The following is a 21938-nucleotide window of genomic DNA, read 5'->3' on the forward strand; positions in this document are numbered from 1 at the left end:
GCGCCGGGAATCAGTGGGCGACGGAGAAGAGGTGGTCGCTGATGAGGCGGGTCGCGCCGATGACGCCCGCGGTGGAGCCGAGTTCGCTCAGCACGATGGGGAGGTTGCCGGTGGCCAGCGGCGGGGACTGCCGGTACACCTGGGTGCGGATGCTGGCGAGCAGCGTGTGCCCGAGGCCGGTGAGGCCTCCGCCGATCACCACCATGGCGGGGTTGAAGAAGCTGACCAGGCTGGCGATGACCTGACCGGTGCGGTGGCCGCCCTGCCGGATGAGTTCGAGGGCCGCGCTGTCCCCCGCGGCCGCTGCCGCGGCCACGTCCGCGAGCGTCAGCGCACCGGTGGATGCCAGCCGCGCGGCGAGTTCGGGCGAGCGGGCGTCGGCGGCGAGCGCGCGGGCGTCGCGGATCAGGGCGTTGCCGCCGAAGTAGGCCTCAAGGCAGCCCTGGTTGCCGCAGATGCACAGGTGCCCGTTCGGCTCGACCTGGATGTGCCCGATGTCGCCGGCGCTGCCGGTGACGCCGCGGTGCACCCGGCCGTCGGCCACGATGCCGCAGCCGATGCCGGTGCCGATCTTGACGAACAGGAAGTCGCCGACGGAGCGGGCCACGCCGGCGTGCTGTTCGCCCAGCGCCATCACGTTCACGTCGTTGTCCACCAGGACGGGGCAGCCGAGCTCCTGGCCCAGGACCTCGCGGAGGGGGTAGCCGTCCCAGCCGGGCATGATCGGAGGGGCGACCGGGATGCCCTCGGGGAAGCGCACCGGGCCCGGCACCCCGACCCCGGCCCCGTCTAGGTGCTCGGCATGGCCGGCGGCGCGGAGCTCGGCCACCATCGCCAGCACCCGCTCGCACACGGCGACAGGTCCCTCCCGCACGTCCAGCGGTTCGGCGAGGTGGCCCAGGATCTCCAGCTCCGCGTTGGTGATCGCGACGTCGACCGAGGTGGCACCGATGTCTATCCCGAGGAAGCGCAGGTCGGGGGAGAGCCGGATGTTGTGCGAGGGACGTCCGCCGCGCGAGGCCGCGACGCCGTCCTGGACGACCAGGCCGGTTTCCAGCAGCCGGTCGATCTCCACGGCCAGCTTCGAACGGGAGAGGTCGATCACCTCGCCCAGAACGGCCCGTGACTGAGAGCCCCTGTCCCGTAGCCGGAGAAGCAGCGTGCTCTGGTGGGAGTTGGCGACCCGTGCCGTCATCCGCCGCACTCCACCTCTCCTTTCCCCGCGACTCGGTAGCGTCCCAGCCCCCGGCTGTTCCCGTCGAACCTAGCAGTCACGCTTCGTGTCCGGAAAGGGTATTGGCTGAACCGATAGCGCCTTTGTCTCTCCACGAGACGAACGCCGGGGTTCCGTGCCGGAGTTGTTCCTGCGGCGGATCGGTCCTGGAACAGCCGTCCGGTGGCCACCGGCCGCCGGGGTGGCCACCGGACAGTACGGGCGGCCGGGTCTCAGGCCGCTTCGGCCTCCGTTTCCGTCGTGGCCTCCGGTACGGCGGTCCAGGAGGAGCTGTTCGTCGCGCTGCGCTCCACGGCGTCGATCACCAGCTGCACCTGGAGCGCCTCGGCGAACGAGGGCCGGGGGTCGTGCCCCTCGGCGATCGCCGCGACCAGGTCGCGGGCCTGGTGGGTGAAGCTGTGCTCGTAGCCGAGCCCGTGGCCGGGCGGCCACCAGGCGGCCAGGTAGGGGTGGTCGGGCTCGGTGACCAGGATGCGCCGGAAGCCCTGTTCGGCGGCGGGCTGGGCGGTGTCCAGGAACTCCAGCTCGTTGAGCCGCTCGAAGTCGAAGGCGGCTGAGCCGAGCGACCCGTTGACCTCGATGCGCAGCGCGTTCTTGCGGCCGGTGGCGAACCTGGTGGCCTCGAAGGTGGCGAGGGCGCCGCTCTCCAGCCGTCCGATGAAGACCGCCGCGTCGTCCACCGTCACCCGTCCCAGCTCGGGCGTGGCGGCAGCCTCGGCGGTGAGCCCGCCGCTGCCGCCGTCCCGGTCGGCGGGCAGCGGCCGCAGGTGGACGAAGGTCTCGGTGACCCCGGTGACCCCGGTGAGCCGGCTGCCGGTCAGGTAGTGCGCCAGGTCGACGATGTGGGCACCCACGTCGCCCAGTGCGCCGGATCCCGCCCGTTCCCTGCGCAGCCGCCAGACCAGGGGGAACTCCGGGTCGGTGATCCAGTCCTGGAGGTAGGTGGCGCGCACGTGCCGGATCTCACCGAGGCGGCCGTCGGCGATGAGGTTGCGCAGCAGCGAGAGCGCCGGCACCCGGCGGTAGGTGAAGCCGCACATGGAACGGATCCCGCGGGCGGCGGCCCGCTCGGCGGCCGCGGTCATGGTGCGGGCCTCGTCGACCGTGTTGGCCAGCGGCTTCTCGCACAGCACGTGCTTGCCCGCCGCGAGTGCCGCCACGGCGATCTCGGCGTGGCTGTCGCTGGGAGTGCAGATGTCGATGACGTCGATGTCGTCACGGGCGACGAGCTCACGCCAGTCCGTGAGGTGCCCGGCCCAGCCGAGCCGGTGCGCGGCGGCCTCGGCCTGGTCGGGGTGGAGGCCGCACAGCGCCGTCTGCTCGACCCGGAGCGGCAGGTCGAAGACGTGGTTCAGGGTGCGCCATGCCTGGGAGTGCACGGCGCCCATGAAGGCATGCCCGACCATGCCGATCCGAAGTCGTTGAGTGGACAATTTCTCTCCCTGTCGTGGAGGGACCGGCGCGGCGCCGGCACCCCGGGCGTGCGTCAGAAGCCGAGCGGCAGGTAGTTCGCCACGTTCTCCTTGGTGATGGTCTCCGAGGCGAGGCGGATCTCCTTGGGGACGCCGAGCTCCGCCAGGTCGCCCATGCCGCGGCCGTTGGCGACCAGCCTGGCCAGGGACACGGCCGAGGCGGACATGCTGGGGCTGTAGGTCACGGTGGCCTTGAGGACGCTGTCGTCGTCCCGGATGTGCTCCATGGCCTTGCGGGAGCCGGCGCCTCCGACCATGAAGAACTCCTTGCGTCCGGCCTGGCCGATGGCGGCGAGCACGCCGACGCCCTGGTCGTCGTCGTGGTTCCAGAGCGCGTCCAGGGCGGGGGCGGCCTGGAGCAGGTTGGCGGCGACCCGCTGGCCGGAGTCGATGGTGAACTCGGCGGCGGCCCGGTGGCCGACGGTGAAGCCGTAGCCGGCGAGCGTGTCCTTGAAGCCCTTGCTCCGCTCCTGGGTGAGCGGCAGGTTGTCGATCCCGGCGATCTCGGCGATGACCGGGGCGGTCTTGCCGGCGGCCTTGAGCCGACCGCCGATGAAGTGGCCGGCGGCCACGCCCATGCCGTAGTTGTCGCCCTTGACCAGGACGCGGAAGGCCAGTTCGTCGGAGAACTCGCGGTCCAGGTTGATGACCGGGATGCCCGCCTGCATGGCCTTGCGGCCGGAGGCGGTGAGCTGCGCGCCGTCGTGCGGCAGCACGATGATGACGTCGGGCTTGGACTGGATGAGGGTCTCCAGGGCGGCGCGCTGCGCGGTGGCGTCCTCGCCGGCCTCGACGGCCTTGAAGGTGACCTCCTTGTACTGCTTGGCGCGGCCCTGGGCGTTGGAGGTGATGGCGGCCATCCAGCCGTGGTCGGCGGCCGGCACGGAGAAGCCGACGGTGATGGCCTTGCCGGGGGTGCCGCTGGTGGCGGCGACCGGGGCGGCGGCGACCGGGTCCTCGTCGCGGTGGTTGGAGGTGCAGCCGGCCACGAGTGCGCCGGCGCCGGCGACGGCACCGGTGAGGAGGATCCTTCTGCGGGAGAGCGGCTGGGGCTGAGCGTTCATGGCATGTCCTTCGCGAGTGGAGGGGGTTGACGTGCGGCCGGCGTCCCGAAGGCCGCGCGGCAGGGGAGGAGAGGTGGTTCAGCGCCGCCGCAGCAGTTCACGGGGCTGGAACTCCTGGACCAGGACGGCGCCGACGATGATGGCGCCCTTGACGATGTTCTGGACCTCGGTCGGCAGGTTGTTGAGGATGAAGAGGTTGGTGATGGTGGTGAACACCAGGACGCCCATCAACGAGCCGACGACGCTGCCGCGGCCGCCGGTGAGGGCGGTGCCGCCGATGATGGCGGCGGAGATGGCGTCCAGCTCGTAGAGGTCGCCCTGGCCGGAGGACCCGGCGTTGGCCTGGGCGACGACCATCACGGCGGCGATGCCGCAGCACAAGCCGCAGAGCGCGTACAGGTAGACGGTCTGCCGGCGGACGTTGATGCCGGCCAGCCGGGCGGCCTCCGCGTTGCCGCCGACCGCGACGGTGCGGCGGCCGAAGGTGGTGCGGTTGAGCAGCACCCAGCCGGCGGCGGTGACCGCGGCGAAGACCAGCACGAGTGCCGGGACGCCGGCCACCTTGGCCTCGGCGAGGCGGTTGATCGCATCGACCTCGACCGGCTGGGTCTGCTTGTCGGAGATCTTGGTGGCCAGGCCGCGGGCGCCGACCATCATGGCCAGGGTGGCGATGAAGGGCACGAGGCGCCCGTAGGCGACCAGCAGGCCGTTGACGGCGCCGGCCAGCGTGCCGACCACGACGGCGGTGAAGATCATGCCGGTCGCGCCGTAGTCCTGGGTGGCGACGGTGGTGCACCAGATCGCGGCGAGGGCGGTGAGCGCGCCCACCGAGAGGTCGATGCCGCCGCCGATGATCACGAAGGTCATCCCGAGGGTGATGACGCCGATGGCGGAGGCCTGGGTGAGGATGTTGAGGATGTTGCCGCTGGTGAGGAACTGGTCGGAGGCGCTGATCATGCCGATGATCACCAAGGCGATCAGTACGGCGGCCAGTCCCAGGTTGCGCCGGACCGGCTCGCTCGCGTCCCCCTTCCACCAGCCGGGCTTGGTCGCCGGCACGTGTGCCGGGGCGAGATCGGTCACTGGACCGCTCCTTCCGAGAGGGACCCCGCCATGACGAGGTCGAGGACCGTGGGTTCGTCGATCTCCGTCGCGCGGGCCTCCCGGACGATCCGGCCCTCACGCATCACCAGGACCCGGTCGGCGAGACCGAGCACTTCGGGCACCTCGCTGGAGACCAGCAGCACCCCCACCCCGCCTCCGGCCAGTTCCCTGATCACCCGGTAGAGCTCGGCGCGGGCGCCGACGTCCACGCCGCGGGTGGGTTCGTCGAGCAGCAGCAGCCGGGTGCCGCCGAGCAGCCAGCGGCCGACCACCACCTTCTGCTGGTTGCCGCCGGAGAGGGTGCGGACCTTGCGGCCCACGTCGCGCGGGCGCAGCTCCAGCCGGTCGGCGACCTCGGTCGCGGCGGCCCGCTCGGCGCCGCGGCGGACGAAACCGGCGACGGCGTGCCGACTCAGCGTCGCCAGGCCGATGTTCCGCTGCACGGGCTCGCCGAGCAGCAGCGCCTGGCTCTTGCGCTCCTCGGGGGCGAGGCCGAGACCCGCCCGCACGGCGGCGGGTACGCTGCCGGGCCGCAGCCGTACGCCGTCGACGCTGACCCGGCCGGTGTCGGGGCGGCGGGCACCGAAGACGGTCTCCAGCACCTCGGAGCGGCCGGAGCCGACCAGCCCGGCGATGCCGACGATCTCGCCGGGTCGCACGGTGAAGGAGACGTCGGCGAACTCCCCGCGCCGGCCGAGGCCTTCGACCCGGAGCAGTTCGCCGCCGGACGGCGGCGCCTCGGGCCGGGGCGGGAAGACGTACTCCAGCGAGCGGCCGGTCATCCGGGAGACGAGCTCGTCGGCCGGAGTGCGGGCGGGCAGGCCGGCGGCGGTGGTGCGGCCGTCCTTGAGGACGGTGACCCGGTCGCAGATCTCGCGGATCTCCTCCAGGCGGTGCGAGATGTAGATGACCGCGATGCCCTGGGAGCGCAGTCTGCGGATCATCCGGAAGAGGTTCTCGACCTCGTCGTGGGCGAGCACCGCGCTGGGCTCGTCCATGACGATCAGCCGGGCGCTGCCCGAGAGGGCCCGGGCCATGCTGACGATCTGCTGGGCGGCGGCAGGCAGTCTGCCCACCGGACGGGTGACCGGGATCTCTCCGTGGCCGAGGCGTTCGAGTACCGCCCGGGCGCTCTCCCTGACGGCGCCGCGGTGGACGAAGCCGGCGGTGCGTGGCTCGTGGCCGAGGAAGATGTTCTCCGCGACCGTCATGTCGGGGACCAGGTCGAGTTCCTGGTAGATGGTGGCGATCCCGGCCCGCATGGCGGCCTGGGGGCCGGTGAACGCCACGCGCCGTCCCTGCCAGCGCAGTTCACCCGCGTCGGGCCGGTGCACCCCCGAGAGGACCTTGATCAGGGTGGACTTGCCGGCGCCGTTCTGGCCGAGCAGGCAGTGCACCTCGCCGGGGCGCACGGTCAGGTCCACGCCGTCCAGGGCGCGGACGCCGGGGAACGTCTTGACGATGCCGCGCAGGGTGAGGAGTGGTGCTTCTTCGGCACCGGCGGCGGTGCGGTCCGCACGGGCGGGGGCCGGTGGGTCGGTCATGAAGGTCTCCCGTAGACGAGTTCGCTGGCCAGCAGGGCGGCGCCGACGACGCCGGCCCGGGAACCGAGTTCGGACAGGACCACGGGCAGATTGCCGGTGGCGAGCGGCAGCGAGCGCTGGTAGACCACGCTGCGGATCTCGGCGAGCAGCAGGTGGCCCAGCCCTGCCAGCCCTCCGCCGATGACGATCATCGACGGGTTCATGAAGTTCGCGAGCGTGGCCAGCGCCTGGCCGACCCGGCGACCGCCTTCGCGGATCAGGTTGACGCAGACGATGTCGCCGGCCGCCGCGCCGGCGGCGACGTCCTCCGCGGTGAGGGCGCCGGCGGCGGCGAGCCGCTCGGCCAGCGCCGGGGCCAGGCCGGACCGGGCCGCCGCCGTGGCGTCCCTGGCGAGTGCGGTGCCTCCGAAGTACGCCTCCAGGCAACCGGTGTTGCCGCAGGCGCAGACGGGTCCGCCGGCCTCGACCTGCAGGTGGCCGATGTCGCCGGCGCACCCCTCGGCACCCCGGTAGATCCGGCCGTGGATCTGGATGCCGCAGCCGATGCCGCTGCCGATCTTGACGAAGAGCAGGTCGTCGACGGCCCGGGCCACGCCGCTGTGCTGCTCGCCGAGAGCCATCACGTTGACGTCGTTGTCCACCACCACGGGGCAGCCGTGTCCGCGGGCGAGTTCGTCGCGCACCGGGAAGCGGTCCCAGCCGGGCATGATCGGCGGGGAGACGGGGACGCCGTCGCGGAAGCTGACGGGCCCCGGGATGCCGATGCCGATGGCGCTCAGACGGGCGTAGTGGCCCTGGGCGCGCATCGTGTGCAGCAGTTCGCCTATCCGGTCCAGCACGGCGCCGGGACCGGAGCGGATGTCGCAGGGTTCGGCGCGGGAGGCGACCGGCTCCAGCCGGCCGTCGGTGATCTCGACGTTCACCCAGCCGGTGTCCAGGTCGACGGCGGCGAAGCGTACACCGGGATGGAGTTCGACAAGGGTGGAGCGGCGGCCTCCCCTGGACAGGGCGGGCCCCGCCTCCAGCACGTGGCCGGCGGCGACCATGCGGTCGAGTTCGGCCAGCAGTCGCGGACGCGGCACCTCCAGCCGGCCGGACAGCTCGGCACGGGACAGCGGGCCGAGATCGCGCAACAGGCTCAGCACTCCGTACCGGACGCTCACGGAATCACCTCCTTCGAAGGAACGGGGGGGGTCGGCCGGGGTCGCGAGAGCCCTCGCGCCTGCCGGGTGGACGGGGACCGTGCGGGATGTCGGCAGGGTGCGTGCACCTCTGCATCCGGGCATCGGCGGGCCGGTGGATCGATGGATCGGTGAATCGGTGGACCGGGCGGATCGGCGTCGTGGTGCTGCCGGCCGGCCGTGCGGACGCCGTCCGACCGGCGGCCCGCGGCTTCACCGGCCCGAGCCGCACTGCCAGACCGTAGGGACGGCGCCGCGGCCTGTCCAGATCTTTGACAGAGAACGACGAAACTTTTCTACGAGTGAGCCAAAAGTATGTCGCACCGGATGCGCCTTTAAGTTCGTTCCCTCGTTAGTCTCTTGACAGTCCATCACCGGAGCGCCACGCTCGTGACGCCGCTGTGGTCCCCCGCGGACACCGCGGCTTCCCCGCGTACCCGCCCCTCCCGCACGGAGGCTCCATGCCCACCGGACTCTGGTTCATCGGTGCCCGCGGTTCCGTTGCGACCACCTCGGTCCTCGGCCTGCTGGCCCTGAGAGCAGGCCTGGCCGCGCCCGACGGCTGTGTCACCGAACTCCCGCCCTTCGCCGCTGCAGCACTGCCGGAGTGGACCGACCTGGTCGTGGGCGGCCATGACAGGTCCGACCTGCGACTCCTCAAGAAGGCCGAGGAACTGGCCGACTCCGGTGTCGTCCCCGCCCGGCTCGTGGCCGCGCTGGCCGCCGAACTGGCCGAAGTGGAAAGCGAGTTGCGTCCCGCCCCCGAGCCCGGCGACCACCCCGACCAGGCCTCCGCCGTCCGCGCCGTCCGCGCCGACCTCGCCGGGTTCGCCCACCGCCACGCGCTGTCCCGCGTCGTGGTCGTCAACCTCTCCAACACCGAGCCCGCGCCGCCGCCGCACCCCGCCCACGGGGACCTGGACGCCCTGCGCGGCGCCCTGGAGGAGCCCGGCGCGGCGGTACTGCCGCCCAGCTCGCTCTACGCCCTCGCCGCGCTGGAACAGGGCTGCCCGTACGTGGACTTCACCCCCTCCACCGGTGCACGGCTGCCGGCCCTGATGCAGCTGGCGGAGCGTCAGGGACTGCCCCTGGCAGGGCACGACGGCAAGACCGGCGAGACGCTGCTGAAGTCCGTACTGGCGCCGATGTTCGCGATGCGCAACCTCAGGGTCCGCAGCTGGTCCGGGATCAACCTGCTGGGCGGCGGCGACGGCGCCTCCCTGGCCGACCCGGGAGCCAACGCCGCCAAGAGCGCCAGCAAGCAGCAGGTGCTGCCGGCGATCCTGGGCCACCGGCCCGAGGGCGACTGCCGGATCGACTACGTGCCCGACCTGGGGGACTTCAAGACAGCCTGGGACCTGGTGAGCTTCTCCGGCTTCCTGGACACCCGCATGCGGCTGGAGTTCACCTGGCACGGCTGCGACTCGGCACTGGCGGCACCCCTGGTCCTGGACCTCGCCCGGCTGACCGCCGCCGCCCACCGCGCCGGGCTCGCCGGCCCCCTGCCCGACCTGGCCTTCTTCTTCAAGGACCCGCTCGACCCGGAGGGCGACCTGCCGCACGGCCTGGCGGAGCAGTGGGCGCGGCTGTGCGGCTTCGCCGAGCGGCTGACCGGCCCGGCCGGGCAACCGGACACCCCGGCCGGGCAACCGGACACCTCCGCCGGCCGGACGGGCGGCTCCCCGGACCGGACCGACGGGGCCTTCGCCGCCGGGACCGCCCGATGACGACGCTGCCCGACCTGGCCGAGCTGGTCCGGGCCCCGGCCGCTCTCTCCGTACCGGGCGACCTCGTCGCCGGGGCCTCGGCCGCAGGCTGCCTCGGCCCGCGGACGGCCGGGCTGGCGGCTGCCTCCGTCGCGTTCTACTGGGCCGGGATGGCCGCCAACGACTGGGCCGACCGTGAGCTCGACGCCAGGGAACGGCCGGAGCGGCCGATCCCTTCGGGCAGGGTCTCGCCGACCACCGCGCTGGCCCTGGCCGCCGGGCTGACCTGCGCCGGAGTCACCCTGGCCGCGGCGGCCGGCGGCTACCGGGCCCTGGCGGCGGCGGTACCGCTGGCCGCCGCCCTGTGGACGTACGACCTCGCGGCCAAGGGCGGGGCCGCCGGTCCCCCCGTGATGGCCTGCTGCAGGGCGCTGGACGTCCTGCTGGGGGCAAGCGGCGGGCAGCCGGGCCGCGCGCTGCCCGCGGCACTGGCCGTCGCCGCGCACACCTGGACGGTGACCGCGCTGTCCCGCGCGGAAGTGTCGGGCGCGACCTCCTCCCTCCCCGCCGTCACCCTGGCTGCCACCGTCGCCCTGAGCGCCGCCGCCGGCGCCCGGACGACGGCCACCGCCGGCACGCTCGCCGGCTGGTACGCGGCCGGGTACGGATCGGCGCAGGCAGCTGCAGTACGGTCGCCGACCGCCTCCCGGATCCGGGAGGCCGTCACCGCCGGCATCACGTCGCTGCCTTCCCTGCAGGCCTCCCTCACGGCCCGGCACGGCCGACCGCGGACGGCCCTGGCCCTGGCCGCCGCGACGGTGGCGGGCAGGCTGCTCGCCAGACGGATGTCCCCGACCTGACCGGCCCCGGACCCGGCTCGCCGCGGACCGTCCGGCCCTGCACCTTCGCCCGGTTCCGGCACGAGCCCCCGTCCGGCCCTGCACCTTCGCCCGGTTCCGGCACGAGCCCACGTCCCGCCCCGCATCCTCCGCCCGGTTCCGGCACGAGCCCCCACCCCACTCGTCCCCGAAGGAGCCCCCCCGCGCATGACCGGCACCCCCTCCCCGCTGCGCTTCGGCTACGGCACCAACGGCTTCGGCGACCACCGGCTGACCGACGCCCTGCAGATCATCGCCGACCTCGGCTACCAGGGAGTCGCCCTGACCCTGGACCACCACCACCTGGACCCCTTCGCCCCCGGCCTCGCCCGCCGTACCGCCGCCGTCGCCGACCTGCTGCGCGAACTCGGCCTGGCGGTGGTGGTGGAGACCGGCGCCCGCTACCTGCTCGACCCGCGCCGCAAGCACCGCCCCACTCTGCTCGACGACGACCCCGCGTCCCGACTGGCCTATCTGCGGCTGGCGGTGGAGGTCGGCGCCGACCTGGGCGCGGAGGCGGTCTCCTGCTGGTCGGGCACGCCCGAGCCGGGCACCGACCCCGCCACCGCCTGGCGGCGGCTGACGGAGGGCTGCACCGAACTGGTGGCCGCCGCCGAGCGGGCGGAGGTGGTGCTGGGCTTCGAGCCCGAGCCGGGAATGCTGGTGGCGGACCTCGCGGACTGGCACGAGCTGCGCCGCCGCCTGGGCGCCCCGGAGCGCTTCGGACTCACGCTGGACATCGGCCACTGCCGCTGCCTGGAACCGGACCCGGTGCCGGACTGCGTGGCGGCGGCCGCGCCGTACCTGGTCCACGTACAGATCGAGGACATGCGGCGGGGCGTGCACGAGCACCTGGAGTTCGGCGCCGGCGAGATCGACTTCCCGCCGGTGCTGGAGGTCCTGGCCGGGTCCGGCTACCGCGGCCTGACCTCGGTGGAGCTGCCCCGGCACTCCCACGCCGCCCCCCGGGTCGCCGCCGCGTCGCTCGCCTTCCTGCGCACCGCCGCCGAGCCGACCGCCCGTCAGGGAGGTCCGGAGGAAACCGCCCGGACCCCGGCGGAACCCCGCAGCGACGACTCCGGACACCTGCGGAGCGCCCGGCCCACCACCCGACGGAGGACCAGGTGACCCGGACGACCCTCCCGCCCGCGGCCGGGCCGCACCTCTCCCTCGCAGAACTCCGGGCCGCCCTCGCACCCCTGCCCGGTGCCGGCTGGCTCGCCGAAGCGATCCGGGACGTGGCCACCGCCGACCGTGCCACCCGGGCACCGGCGCTGGGACACCGCCTCGCGACGGCCGCCCGCCGCTGCGGCCGCAGCCCGCTGCCCACCGCACCCGGCTGGACGGCCGACGAGGCCGCCCGCGCCGTCCTGCTCGGCGCCACCGGACTGGAGGGCGCGGAACTGGCCGAGGTGGTGGCGGAGGCCTACCGGGCGGGCGACGCCGCCGAAAAGCGCGCCGTGCTCAAGGCCCTGCCCGTACTGGGGATCGGCCGCCTCGGGGTACCGCTGCTGCTCGACGCCGTCCGCACCAACGACCCCCGGCTGCTGGCCGCCGCACTCGGCCCGGCCGCCGACCACCTCGACGACGCGATCTGGCGCCAGTCCGTGCTGAAGTGCGTCTTCACCGGAGTGCCGCTGACCGTCGTGCACCGTCTGGACCTGCGCGCCGACGCCACCCTGGCCGCCATGCTGACGGGCTTCGCCGAGGAACGGCGCAGCGCGGGGCGCCCCGTACCGGCCGACGCCGCCGTCCTGCTGGAGCGCTTGACCCGCCGCCGGGACCTGACCCACGGCCGGGACCTGACCCACGGCCGGGACCTGACCCACCGCCGGGACCACCCGGCCGACACCGCTCACGGTCCCGGCGGCGATCCCCGGGACCTCCCGCACCTCCCGCAGCAGGAGAACCGCTGATGCGCATCTTCGACCCGCACATCCACATGACCTCCCGCACCACCGACGACTACCGCCGGATGGCCGCCGCCGGTGTCCGGGCGGTCGTCGAGCCGGCCTTCTGGCTGGGCCAGCCGCGCACCGGGGTCTCCTCCTTCACCGACTACTTCGACGCACTGCTCGGCTGGGAGCCGTACCGGGCGTCGCTGCACGGGGTCCGCCACCACTGCACCCTGGCGCTCAACCCGAAGGAGGCCAACGACGCGCGCTGCCGCGAGGTGCTCGACGTGCTGCCCCGCTACCTGGAGAAGGACGGCGTGGTCGCGGTCGGCGAGATCGGCTACGACTCGATGACCCCCGAGGAGGACGAGGTCTTCTCCGCCCAGCTGGCGCTCGCGGTGGAGCACGAGCTGCCCGCCCTGGTCCACACCCCGCACCGGGACAAGGCCGTCGGCACCGACCGGACGCTGGCCGTGGTGCGGGAGTCCGGCATCGACTCCGGCCTGGTGCTGGTCGACCACCTCAACGAGCTGACGGTGCAGCGGGTACTGGACGCCGGATGCTGGGCCGGGTTCTCCGTCTACCCCGACACCAAGATGACACCGGAGCGCACGGTGGCCCTGCTGCTCCGCTACGGCACCGCCCGGATACTGGTCAACTCGGCGGCGGACTGGGGCCACTCGGACCCGCTCCTCACCCGGGAGACCGGCCGGGCCATGCTGGCCGCCGGCTTCACCCCCGACGACGTGGACCAGGTCCTGTGGCGGAACCCGGTCGCCTTCTACTCCCGGTCGGGCCGACTGGAACTCGACCCGGACCCCCGGCCGGCGGACGCCTTCGCAGGCAACTCCATACGCAGGGGAGGCAACTGATGCGTTTCCACCTGCCCGACCCGGCCTCACCCACCCACCGGCCCCGTACCCTCCACCTGGGCTACTGCACCAACGTGCACCCCGCCGAGGACCTGCCCGGCATCGTGGGCCAGCTGGACCGGTACGCCGCCGTGGTCCGCCGGACCCTGGACACGCCGGTCCTCGGTGTGGGCCTGTGGCTCGCCGCCCCCGTCGCAGCCCTCCTCGCCGCCGACACCGCCGCCCGGGCCCGGCTCCGCCTCGCACTGGCCGCCCGCGGGCTGGAGGTGGTGACCCTCAACGGCTTCCCCTACCAGGCGTTCCACGCCCCCGTGGTCAAGCACCGGGTCTACCGGCCGGACTGGACCACCCCCGAGCGGCTGGCCCACACCCTCAACCTGGCCGCCGTCCTCGCCGACCTGCTGCCGGACGACGCCGCCCGCGGATCGGTCTCCACCCTCCCGCTGGCCTGGCGCACCCCCTGGGACGGCGACCGGGCCGACCGCTGCGCCCGGGCGCTGGACCGGCTCGCCTCCGGGCTGGCAGAGATCGAGCGGCGCACCGGCCGCCCGGTGCGAGTGGGCTTCGAACCCGAGCCGGGATGCGTGGTGGAGACCACCGGGCAGGCCGCCGCGCTGCTGCGGGGCGCAGACCCCGAGCGGATCGGGGTCTGCCTGGACCTGGCCCACCTGGCCTGCGCCTACGAGGATCCGCGGGCCGCGCTGGCCCGGCTGGCAGCCGCCGGGCTGCCGGTGGTCAAGGTCCAGCTGTCGGCCGCGCTGGAGGTCGCGGACCCGGCCGCCGACGGCGCGGCGCTGCACGGCTGGTCCGAGCCGCGCTTCCTGCACCAGGTGCGCTCCCCGTCCGGCCACGGCGCCGACGACCTGGACGAGGCGGTGCACCGGCGGCTGCCCGGCCCCTGGCGCGTCCACTACCACGTGCCGCTGCACGCGGACCCCGCGCCGCCGCTGCGCTCCACCACCCCCGTGCTGCGAGCCGCCCTGGACGACCTGCTGCGCCCGGACGGCCCCGGCTGCGACCACCTGGAGGTGGAGACCTACACCTGGGGGGTGCTGCCCGGCGGCGCCCGGCCCCGCACCGAGGCCGGGCTGGCCGACGGCATCGCCGCCGAGCTGGCCTGGGCAGCGCAGGAGCTGTCCGTCCGCGGCGCGGTCCCGGCCGGGACCACGGGGTCGATCGCATGAGCGGCAGCCCCCTGGTCGTCCTCGACGTGGTCGGGCTGACCCCCCGTCTGCTGGCGCACATGCCCCGGCTGCGGGCGGTGGGCGAACGCGGCTTCCGCGCCGAACTGGGCACGGTGCTGCCCGCCGTGACCTGCTCGGTGCAGTCCACCTTCCTCACCGGGGAGCGGCCGTCGGGCCACGGCGTGGTCGGCAACGGCTGGTACTTCCGGGATCTGGGCGAAGTGCTGCTGTGGCGGCAGCACAACGCACTGGTCGGCGGGGAGAAGCTGTGGCAGACGGCCCGCCGCACCCGCCCCGGCTACACCGTCGCCAACGTCTGCTGGTGGTACGCGATGGGCGCGGACGTGGACTGGACGGTCACCCCCCGCCCGGTCTACCACGCCGACGGCCGCAAGGACCCGGACTGCTACACCCACCCGCCCCGGCTGCACGACCGGCTGACCGGCCTGCTGGGCACCTTCCCCCTCTTCCAGTACTGGGGGCCGGGCGCGGGCCTGGCCTCCTCGCGCTGGATCTGCCGCGCCGCCCGCCAGGTGATGGCCGACCACGACCCCGACCTGACGCTGGTGTACGTCCCGCACCTCGACTACGACCTCCAGCGGTACGGCCCGGCCGACCCGCGCAGCGCCGCCGCCGCCCGGGAGCTGGACGCCGAGCTGGGACCGCTGCTGGAGGCGGCCGAGACCCGGGGCGCGACCGTGGTGGTGCTCTCCGAGTACGGCATCACCGAGGCGCGCCGTCCCGTGGACGTCAACCGGCTGCTGCGTGCCGAGGGCCTGCTGAGCGTGCACACCCAGGCCGGCATGGAGTACCTCGACCCCTGGACCTCCCGGGCGTTCGCCGTCGCCGACCACCAGGTCGCCCATGTCTACGTACGGGACCGTGCGGACGTGGCCGCGGTGCGCCGGCTCTGCGAGACGCTGCCCGGGGTGGACCTGGTGCTGGACGCCGAGGGGAAGGCCGCGCACGGACTGGACCATCCGCGCTCGGGCGAGCTGGTGCTGGTCGCCGGGCCCGACGCCTGGTTCACCTACTACTACTGGCTGGACGACGCCTGCGCCCCGGACTTCGCCCGGACGGTGGAGATCCACCGCAAGCCCGGCTACGACCCGGCGGAGCTCCTCTTCGACCCGGAGGCGCCGGGCGCGGCCCGGCGGCGTGCGGCGCTCGCCCTGGCCCGCAAGAAGCTCGGCCTGCGGTACACCATGGACGTCGTCGGCCTCGACGCCGCCGCGCGGGCGGTGCGCGGCTCGCACGGGCGACTGCCCGACGATCCGGCGGACGGGCCGGTGCTGCTCTGCTCCGCCGTGTCCGCCGCCCGTGACCGGATCGCCGCCACCGAGGTGAAGGGCCTGCTGCTGGAGCTGGCCGGACTGCCCGTGGCCGGAACCGCCTGAGTGACCTTCCCGTTGTGGCCCCACCCGGAGAAAGCCCCCCAAGGAGGCACCTGCATGACCCGACCCTTCACCCTGTTCACCGGCCAGTGGGCGGACCTGCCCCTGACGGAGGTCTGCCGGCTGGCCCGCGACTGGGGCTTCGACGGTCTGGAACTCGCCTGCTGGGGCGACCACTTCGAGGTCCAGCGGGCCCTGAACGAGGACGGCTACCTCGACGGGCTGCGCGCCCTGCTCGACACGTACGGACTGGGCTGCTGGGCCATCTCCAACCACCTGGTGGGCCAGGCCGTCTGCGACCACCCGATCGACGAACGGCACCAGGCCATACTTCCGGCCCGCATCTGGGGCGACGGCGAACCCGAAGGCGTGCGGCAGCGGGCCGCCGCCGAGATGACGGACACCGTGAGGGCCGCGGCGGCCTTCGGCGTGGACACCGTGGTGGGCTTCACCGGATCGTCGATCTGGCACACGGTGGCGATGTTCCCGCCGGTGCCGCAGGCCATGGTGGAACGCGGCTACGCGGACTTCGCCGAGCGCTGGAACCCGATCCTGGACGTCTGCGACGAGGTCGGTGTGCGGTTCGCCCTGGAGGTGCACCCCAGCGAGATCGCCTACGACTTCTGGACCGCCCGCCGCGCCCTGGAGGCGGTCGGCCACCGGCCCGCCTTCGGCCTCAACTTCGACCCCAGCCACTTCGTCTGGCAGGACCTGGACCCGGTGGGCTTCCTGGACGCCTTCCGGGACCGGATCTACCACGTGGACTGCAAGGAGGCCCGCAAGCGCCTGGACGGCCGCAACGGCCGGCTCGGCTCCCACCTGCCCTGGGGCGACCCGCACCGGGGCTGGGACTTCGTCTCGGTCGGCCACGGCGACGTGCCCTGGGAAGACGTCTTCCGGATGCTCAACTCCATCGGCTACACCGGCCCGATCAGCGTGGAGTGGGAGGACGCGGGGATGGACCGGCTGCACGGCGCCCCCGAGTCCCTGGCGCAACTGCGCCGCTACGCCTTCTCCCCTCCGGCCCGGTCCTTCGACGCCGCCTTCTCCGAGAACGCCGGCAGCTGAGCCCCGGCCCGCCGCTCCGCCCGTGAGGCGACCCGTGCCGGGCGGCGTGCCGGGCGTGTTGCCGGGCGCGCGGTCCGGGCTGGAGCGCCGACCGGGCGGGCGCCGAAGTCCCTTTACCTGCGGGGGAGTTGTCGGTCAGCCTCTCGGCCCGGGGCCGTCGGGCCCCGGCCGTGTGCGTGCCGGGCCCGGCGGCACGCCCTGACGTGGCGTCGGTGCGTGACCGGCCGGGGCGGCTCACCACCTGCCCCTCCTGACCCGCGCCGCCTTTCGGGTGGATCACCGGCAACCCCCCTTTGCCCTAAATTGATTAAAAGTCATGGGCCGTGCCTGTCAAAGGCCTTCCCGTACAGGAAAGAAGCCACTACGGTCCCAGACCAAGGGCCCGCCGCCGACGCGAACCGGTGCGACCCCCCTGCCCGCCCGCAGCGCCCCGCGACTTCGGTGTTGGGGCACCCCACATGAGGCCCGCGCGACAGCGGGCATGTGAACGCGGACCCACCCCACAATCCACCATGGAGAAGCAACGTGCTTACCCGTACCGGACCAGCCCCGCGCCCACGAAAAGTGCTGTCCGCCGTCGTCAGCGTCCTGCTGGTGGCGGGTGTCGGCCTGACGCAGCAGGCCACGGCACACGCCCACGAACCCGGCGAGGCGGAGATCGCGGCCTCGGCCTTCGCACAGGTGACCCTGGCCAAGGGGGTCCAGGAGGTCGGCGAGCCCATGACCCTCGCGGTCCTGCCCGACCGTTCCGTGCTCCACACCTCGCGTGACGGCACGCTGCGCCTGACGAACGAGGCCGGCGACACGAAGGTGGCCGGCACGCTGCCGGTGTACTCGCACGACGAGGAAGGCCTCCAGGGCGTCGCCGTCGACCCGGGCTTCGCCTCCAACCGCTTCGTCTTCCTGTACTACGCCCCGACGCTCTCCACCCCCTCGGGCGACGCGCCCGGTGACGGCGCCGCCGCCGACTTCGCGCGCTTCGACGGCGTCAACCGGCTCTCCCGCTTCGTGCTGAAGACGGACGGCACCCTCGACCTGGCCAGCGAGAAGAAGGTCCTCGACGTGCCCGCCTCGCGCGGGATCTGCTGTCACGTGGGCGGTGACATCGACTTCGACGCCCAGGGCAACCTGTACCTCTCGACGGGGGACGACTCCAACCCGTTCGCGTCCGACGGCTACACCCCGATCGACGAGCGTTCCTCGCGCAACCCCGTCTACGACGCCCAGCGAAGCGCCGGGAACACCAACGACCTGCGCGGCAAGGTCCTGCGGATCAAGGTCAACGCGGACGCCTCCTACAGCATCCCCTCGGGCAACCTCTTCGCCTCGGGCACCGCGAAGACCCGCCCCGAGATCTACGCGATGGGATTCCGCAACCCGTTCCGGATGTCGGTGGACAAGGGCACCGGAGTGGTCTACCTCGGCGACTACGGGCCCGACGCAGGCTCCACCTCCGCCACCCGCGGACCCGCAGGACAGGTCGAGTTCAACCGCATCACCAAGCCGGGCAACTTCGGCTGGCCGTACTGCACCGGCAAGAACGACGCCTACGTCGACTACGACTTCGCCACCAAGGCCTCCGGCCAGAAGTTCGACTGCGCGGCTCCCCGGAACGACTCCCCGCGCAACACCGGCCTGACCAGCCTCCCGCCCGCCCAGTCGGCCTGGATCCCCTACGACGGCGGATCGGTCGCCGAGTTCGGCTCGGGTTCCGAATCCCCGATGGGCGGCCCGGTCTACCGCTACAACGCCGCCTCCACCTCGCAGGTGAAGTTCCCGCAGGAGTACGACGGGGACTTCTTCGCCGGCGAGTTCGGCCGCCGCTGGATCAAGCGGATCGAACAGGAGACGGACGGCAGCGTCCACGCCGTCAACGCCTTCCCCTGGCTGGGAACCCAGGTGATGGACATGGCGTTCGGCCCGGACGGCGCGCTCTACGTGCTCGACTACGGCACCGGCAACTTCGGCGGCGACGCCAACTCCGCGCTCTACCGCATCGAGTACCGTCCCGACGGACTTCCCCCGACCGCGGTCGCCACCGCCAACCGCACCTCCGGCCTGTCACCGCTGGCCGTCACCTTCTCCTCCGCCGGCACCGCCGACCCCGCGGGCGGCTCCCTCGGCTACGCCTGGAAGTTCGGCGACGGCGCCACGTCCACCGCCGCGAACCCGTCGCACACCTACACCGCCAACGGCCAGTACATCGCGAACCTGGTGGTCACCAACCCTGCCGGGCTCACCGCTTCGGCCAGTGTCACGGTGACGGTGGGCAACACGGCACCCACCGTGAAACTGGACCTCCCCGTCGCCGGCAGCGTCATCGACAGCGGCGAGGCCGTCCCGTTCCGGGTCACCGTCACCGACCCCGAGGACGGTGCCATCGACTGCTCCCGGGTGAAGGTCACCTACATCCTGGGACACGACAGCCACGGGCACCCGCAGACCTCGGCCACCGGCTGCTCGGGCACGGTGCAGACCATCGCCGACGGCGAGCACGACCCCAACGCGAACATCTACGGCGTCTGGGACGCCGAGTACACCGACAAGGGCGCCAACGGCCAGCCCGCCCTGACCACCCACACGGAGAACCGCTCCCAGCCGACGCACCGCCAGGCCGAGCACTACAGCTCCTCCTCCGGCGTCAACGTCTTCACCCACAACGGGGCGAACGGCGGCAGGACGGTCGGCGACATCAACAACGGCGACTGGATCTCCTTCACCCCCTACGCGCTCTCCAACGTCACCGCCCTGACCGCGCGGGTCTCCTCGGGCGGCGTGGGCGGCACCCTTGAGGTCCGGGCCGGCTCCTCGACCGGCACCCTGCTCGGCACCGCCACCGTGCCGGTGACCGGAGGCTGGGAGACCTTCCTGGACGTCACCACCCAGCTGACCAACCGGCCGGCCGCCACCACCACGCTCTACCTGGTCTTCAAGGGCGGCAGCGGAGCGCTCTTCGACCTGGACGACTTCGTGATGACACGTCAGGGAACGGGTCCGGTGCGGGGCTTGGCGGGTAAGTGCCTGGATGTGGCTGCTGCGGCCACGGCGAACGGTACCCAGGTGCAGCTCTACACCTGCAACGGTACGGACGCCCAGAAGTGGGCGACCACCACGGCGGGTGAGCTCCGTGTCCTCGGCAAGTGCCTGGACCTGGCTGCCGGGGGTACGGCGGACGGTACCAAGGTGCAGTTGTGGGACTGCAACGGCACGGGTGCCCAGAAGTGGACGCCCACCACGGTGGGGGAGTTGCGCAACCCCCAGTCCGGCAAGTGCCTGGACGTGGCTGCTGCGGCCACGGCGGACGGCACCAAGGTGCAGCTCTACACCTGCAACGGTTCCGCCGCCCAGAAGTGGACCCTGCCCGCCTGATCCGCCTCCCGGGGCCGGCCGTCACCACGGCCGGCCCCACCCTCACGCCGTCCCCCGTTCCCACGCTCCTCCCCAGCACCACCCGTCGACGAAACGACCGCTGAACAAGGAGTCCCCCCACCATGCGATTTCTTGCCAAGTGGGCGGCGGCGGCAGCCGGAGCGCTGCTCACCGTCCCCCTCGTCCCCCTCGCGACCGCCACACCCGCGGCCGCCGCCGACCCGGCCTACCGGGTCCTGGTCTTCTCCAGGACGGTCACCTTCCGTCACGATTCCATCCCGGACGGCATCGCCGCCGTCCGCAGCCTCGGGGCAGCCAACAACTTCACCGTCGACGCCACCGAGGACCCGGCGGCGTTCACCGCCGGCAACCTCTCCCGCTACCGGGCGGTCGTCTTCCTCAGCACCACCGGTGACGTCCTCAACGGCACCCAGCAGACCGCCTTCGAGAGCTACATCGCATCCGGCGGCGGCTACGTCGGGGTACACGCCGCCGCCGACACCGAGTACGACTGGCCGTTCTACGGAGGCCTGGTCGGCGCCTACTTCTCCTCCCACCCGTCCATCCAGCAGGCCACCGTCCGGACCGAGGACCAGGGCAACCCGGCCACCGCCGACCTCGGTGCCACCTGGACACGCACCGACGAGTGGTACAACTACCGGGTCAACCCGCGCAGCAGCACGCACGTGCTGGCCTCGGTGGACGAGAGCAGCTACTCCGGCGGGTCGATGGGCGACCACCCCATCTCCTGGTGCCAGGACTACAGCGGAGGCCGGGCGTTCTACACGGGCCTCGGGCACACCAAGGAATCGTACGGCGAAGGCCCGTTCCTGAAGCACCTGCTCGGCGGCATCCGCTACGCGGCAGGCGTCGCGCATGCCGACTGCCGCCCGGAGAACGGCTACACCCCGCTCTTCAACGGCAGCAGCACGACCGGCTGGAAGCAGGCCGGACCCGGATCCTTCGCCCTGGCCAACCGCACCCTGACCTCGCAGGGCGGCATGGGCATGCTCTGGTACTCGGCCAAGGAGTTCCGCTCCTACTCCCTGAAGCTCGACTGGCGCATGGACGGGGACTACAACTCGGGTGTCTTCGTGGGATTCCCGGCCTCCGACGACCCCCTGTCGGCCGTCAACAACGGCTACGAGATCCAGATCGACGCCTCCGACGACACCTCCCGCACCACGGGTTCCGTCTACGGCTTCAAGGCGGCCGATCAGGCCGCCCGCGACGCCGCCCTCAACCCTCCCGGCTCGTGGAACACCTACGAGATCAAGGTGGAGGGCGAGCGCCTGCAGGTCTGGCTCAACGGCGTGAAGATCAACGACTTCACCAACACCGACCCCGTCCGTAGCCTCCAGCAGGGATACATCGGCCTTCAGAACCACGGGAACGGCGACCCCGTCTCGTTCCGGAACGTCCGGATCAAGGAACTGCTGCCGGCGGGTTCGGCGGGTCCGGTGCGGGGCTTGGCGGGTAAGTGCCTGGACGTGGCGGCTGCGGCCACGGCGAACGGTACCCAGGTGCAGCTCTACACCTGCAACGGTACGGACGCCCAGAAGTGGACGACCACCACGGCGGGTGAGCTCCGTGTTCTGGGCAAGTGCCTGGACCTGGCTGCCGGGGGTACGGCGGACGGTACCAAGGCGCAGTTGTGGGACTGCAACGGCACGGGTGCCCAGAAGTGGACGCCCACCACGGCGGGGGAGTTGCGCAACCCCCAGTCCGGCAAGTGCCTGGACGTGGCTGCTGCGGCCACGGCGGACGGCACCAAGGTGCAGCTCTACACCTGCAACGGTTCCGCCGCCCAGAAGTGGACCCTGCCCGCCTGATCCGCCTCCCGGGGCCGGCCGTCACCACGGCCGGCCCCACCCCCACGCCGCGGGACGGCACGGTGGCCCTGCTGACCTTCGGTAACCGGATGGATCTGCGCCACCGGCCCGGGCCCGTCCGCGTGCGGCAAGGCCCCTTCA

Annotated in this window: 16 protein-coding genes; 10 read left to right on the plus strand and 6 right to left on the minus strand. The window is 73.0% G+C overall.

The features are described 5' to 3' along the window. Nucleotides 1-10: 10 nt before the first annotated feature. The 6 genes from SNE206_RS31410 to SNE206_RS31435 form a co-directional block, all read right to left on the minus strand. Entirely contained in the window at nucleotides 11-1195 is a 1185-nt protein-coding gene (locus SNE206_RS31410) for an ROK family protein (RefSeq protein ID WP_407916936.1), read from the minus strand. A gap of 251 nt (nucleotides 1196-1446) precedes the next feature. Then, nucleotides 1447-2640, minus strand: coding sequence for a Gfo/Idh/MocA family protein (locus SNE206_RS31415; protein ID WP_407916967.1), 1194 nt, complete (start codon nucleotides 2638-2640; stop codon nucleotides 1447-1449). 80 nt (nucleotides 2641-2720) lie between these two features. Continuing rightward, on the minus strand, nucleotides 2721-3770 hold the full coding sequence (locus tag SNE206_RS31420; protein WP_407916937.1) for a substrate-binding domain-containing protein: 1050 nt from the start codon (nucleotides 3768-3770) through the stop codon (nucleotides 2721-2723). Nucleotides 3771-3848: 78 nt separating this feature from the next. Further along, a complete protein-coding gene (locus tag SNE206_RS31425; protein WP_407916938.1) occupies nucleotides 3849-4853 on the minus strand; it encodes an ABC transporter permease in 1005 nt (334 codons plus the stop codon). Then, a complete protein-coding gene (locus tag SNE206_RS31430; protein ID WP_407916939.1) occupies nucleotides 4850-6418 on the minus strand; it encodes a sugar ABC transporter ATP-binding protein in 1569 nt (522 codons plus the stop codon). Before SNE206_RS31430 ends, SNE206_RS31425 begins: the two co-directional genes overlap by 4 nt. Then, nucleotides 6415-7581 carry an ROK family protein gene (locus tag SNE206_RS31435; protein WP_407916940.1) on the minus strand — a complete coding sequence of 389 codons (1167 nt, stop codon included), beginning with the start codon at nucleotides 7579-7581 and terminating at the stop codon, nucleotides 6415-6417. Before SNE206_RS31435 ends, SNE206_RS31430 begins: the two co-directional genes overlap by 4 nt. Before the next feature lie 479 nt (nucleotides 7582-8060). Here SNE206_RS31435 and SNE206_RS31440 point away from each other — a divergent pair, with 479 nt between their 5' ends. The 10 genes from SNE206_RS31440 to SNE206_RS31485 all read left to right on the plus strand — a co-directional run bounded on the left by SNE206_RS31440 (nucleotide 8061) and on the right by SNE206_RS31485 (nucleotide 21797). Beyond that, a complete protein-coding gene (locus tag SNE206_RS31440; protein WP_407916941.1) occupies nucleotides 8061-9326 on the plus strand; it encodes an inositol-3-phosphate synthase in 1266 nt (421 codons plus the stop codon). Further along, nucleotides 9323-10165 carry an SCO3242 family prenyltransferase gene (locus SNE206_RS31445; protein WP_407916942.1) on the plus strand — a complete coding sequence of 281 codons (843 nt, stop codon included), beginning with the start codon at nucleotides 9323-9325 and terminating at the stop codon, nucleotides 10163-10165. The genes SNE206_RS31440 and SNE206_RS31445 overlap by 4 nt, the downstream gene beginning before the upstream one ends. A gap of 186 nt (nucleotides 10166-10351) precedes the next feature. Continuing rightward, nucleotides 10352-11311, plus strand: coding sequence for a sugar phosphate isomerase/epimerase family protein (locus SNE206_RS31450; RefSeq protein WP_407916943.1), 960 nt, complete (start codon nucleotides 10352-10354; stop codon nucleotides 11309-11311). Beyond that, nucleotides 11308-12099 (plus strand): EboA domain-containing protein, encoded by a 792-nt coding sequence (locus SNE206_RS31455; protein WP_407916944.1) that lies wholly within the window; start codon nucleotides 11308-11310, stop codon nucleotides 12097-12099. Before SNE206_RS31450 ends, SNE206_RS31455 begins: the two co-directional genes overlap by 4 nt. After that, the gene (locus tag SNE206_RS31460; protein WP_407916945.1) at nucleotides 12099-12950 is read left to right on the plus strand and encodes a TatD family hydrolase; all 852 of its coding nucleotides are present in this window, start codon (nucleotides 12099-12101) and stop codon (nucleotides 12948-12950) included. Before SNE206_RS31455 ends, SNE206_RS31460 begins: the two co-directional genes overlap by 1 nt. Then, the gene (gene eboE / locus SNE206_RS31465) at nucleotides 12950-14134 is read left to right on the plus strand and encodes a metabolite traffic protein EboE (protein WP_407916946.1); all 1185 of its coding nucleotides are present in this window, start codon (nucleotides 12950-12952) and stop codon (nucleotides 14132-14134) included. Before SNE206_RS31460 ends, eboE begins: the two co-directional genes overlap by 1 nt. Next, entirely contained in the window at nucleotides 14131-15531 is a 1401-nt protein-coding gene (locus tag SNE206_RS31470) for an alkaline phosphatase family protein (protein ID WP_407916947.1), read from the plus strand. Before eboE ends, SNE206_RS31470 begins: the two co-directional genes overlap by 4 nt. A gap of 54 nt (nucleotides 15532-15585) precedes the next feature. After that, the gene (locus tag SNE206_RS31475) at nucleotides 15586-16596 is read left to right on the plus strand and encodes a sugar phosphate isomerase/epimerase family protein (RefSeq protein WP_407916948.1); all 1011 of its coding nucleotides are present in this window, start codon (nucleotides 15586-15588) and stop codon (nucleotides 16594-16596) included. Between the two features lie 567 nt (nucleotides 16597-17163). Continuing rightward, nucleotides 17164-19965: a lectin gene (locus SNE206_RS31480; protein WP_407916968.1), complete on the plus strand. Its 2802-nt coding sequence runs from the start codon at nucleotides 17164-17166 to the stop codon at nucleotides 19963-19965. Nucleotides 19966-20087: 122 nt separating this feature from the next. After that, on the plus strand, nucleotides 20088-21797 hold the full coding sequence (locus SNE206_RS31485) for a lectin (RefSeq protein ID WP_407916949.1): 1710 nt from the start codon (nucleotides 20088-20090) through the stop codon (nucleotides 21795-21797). Nucleotides 21798-21938: the final 141 nt, after the last annotated feature.

The organism is Kitasatospora sp. NE20-6 (assembly GCF_045862635.1).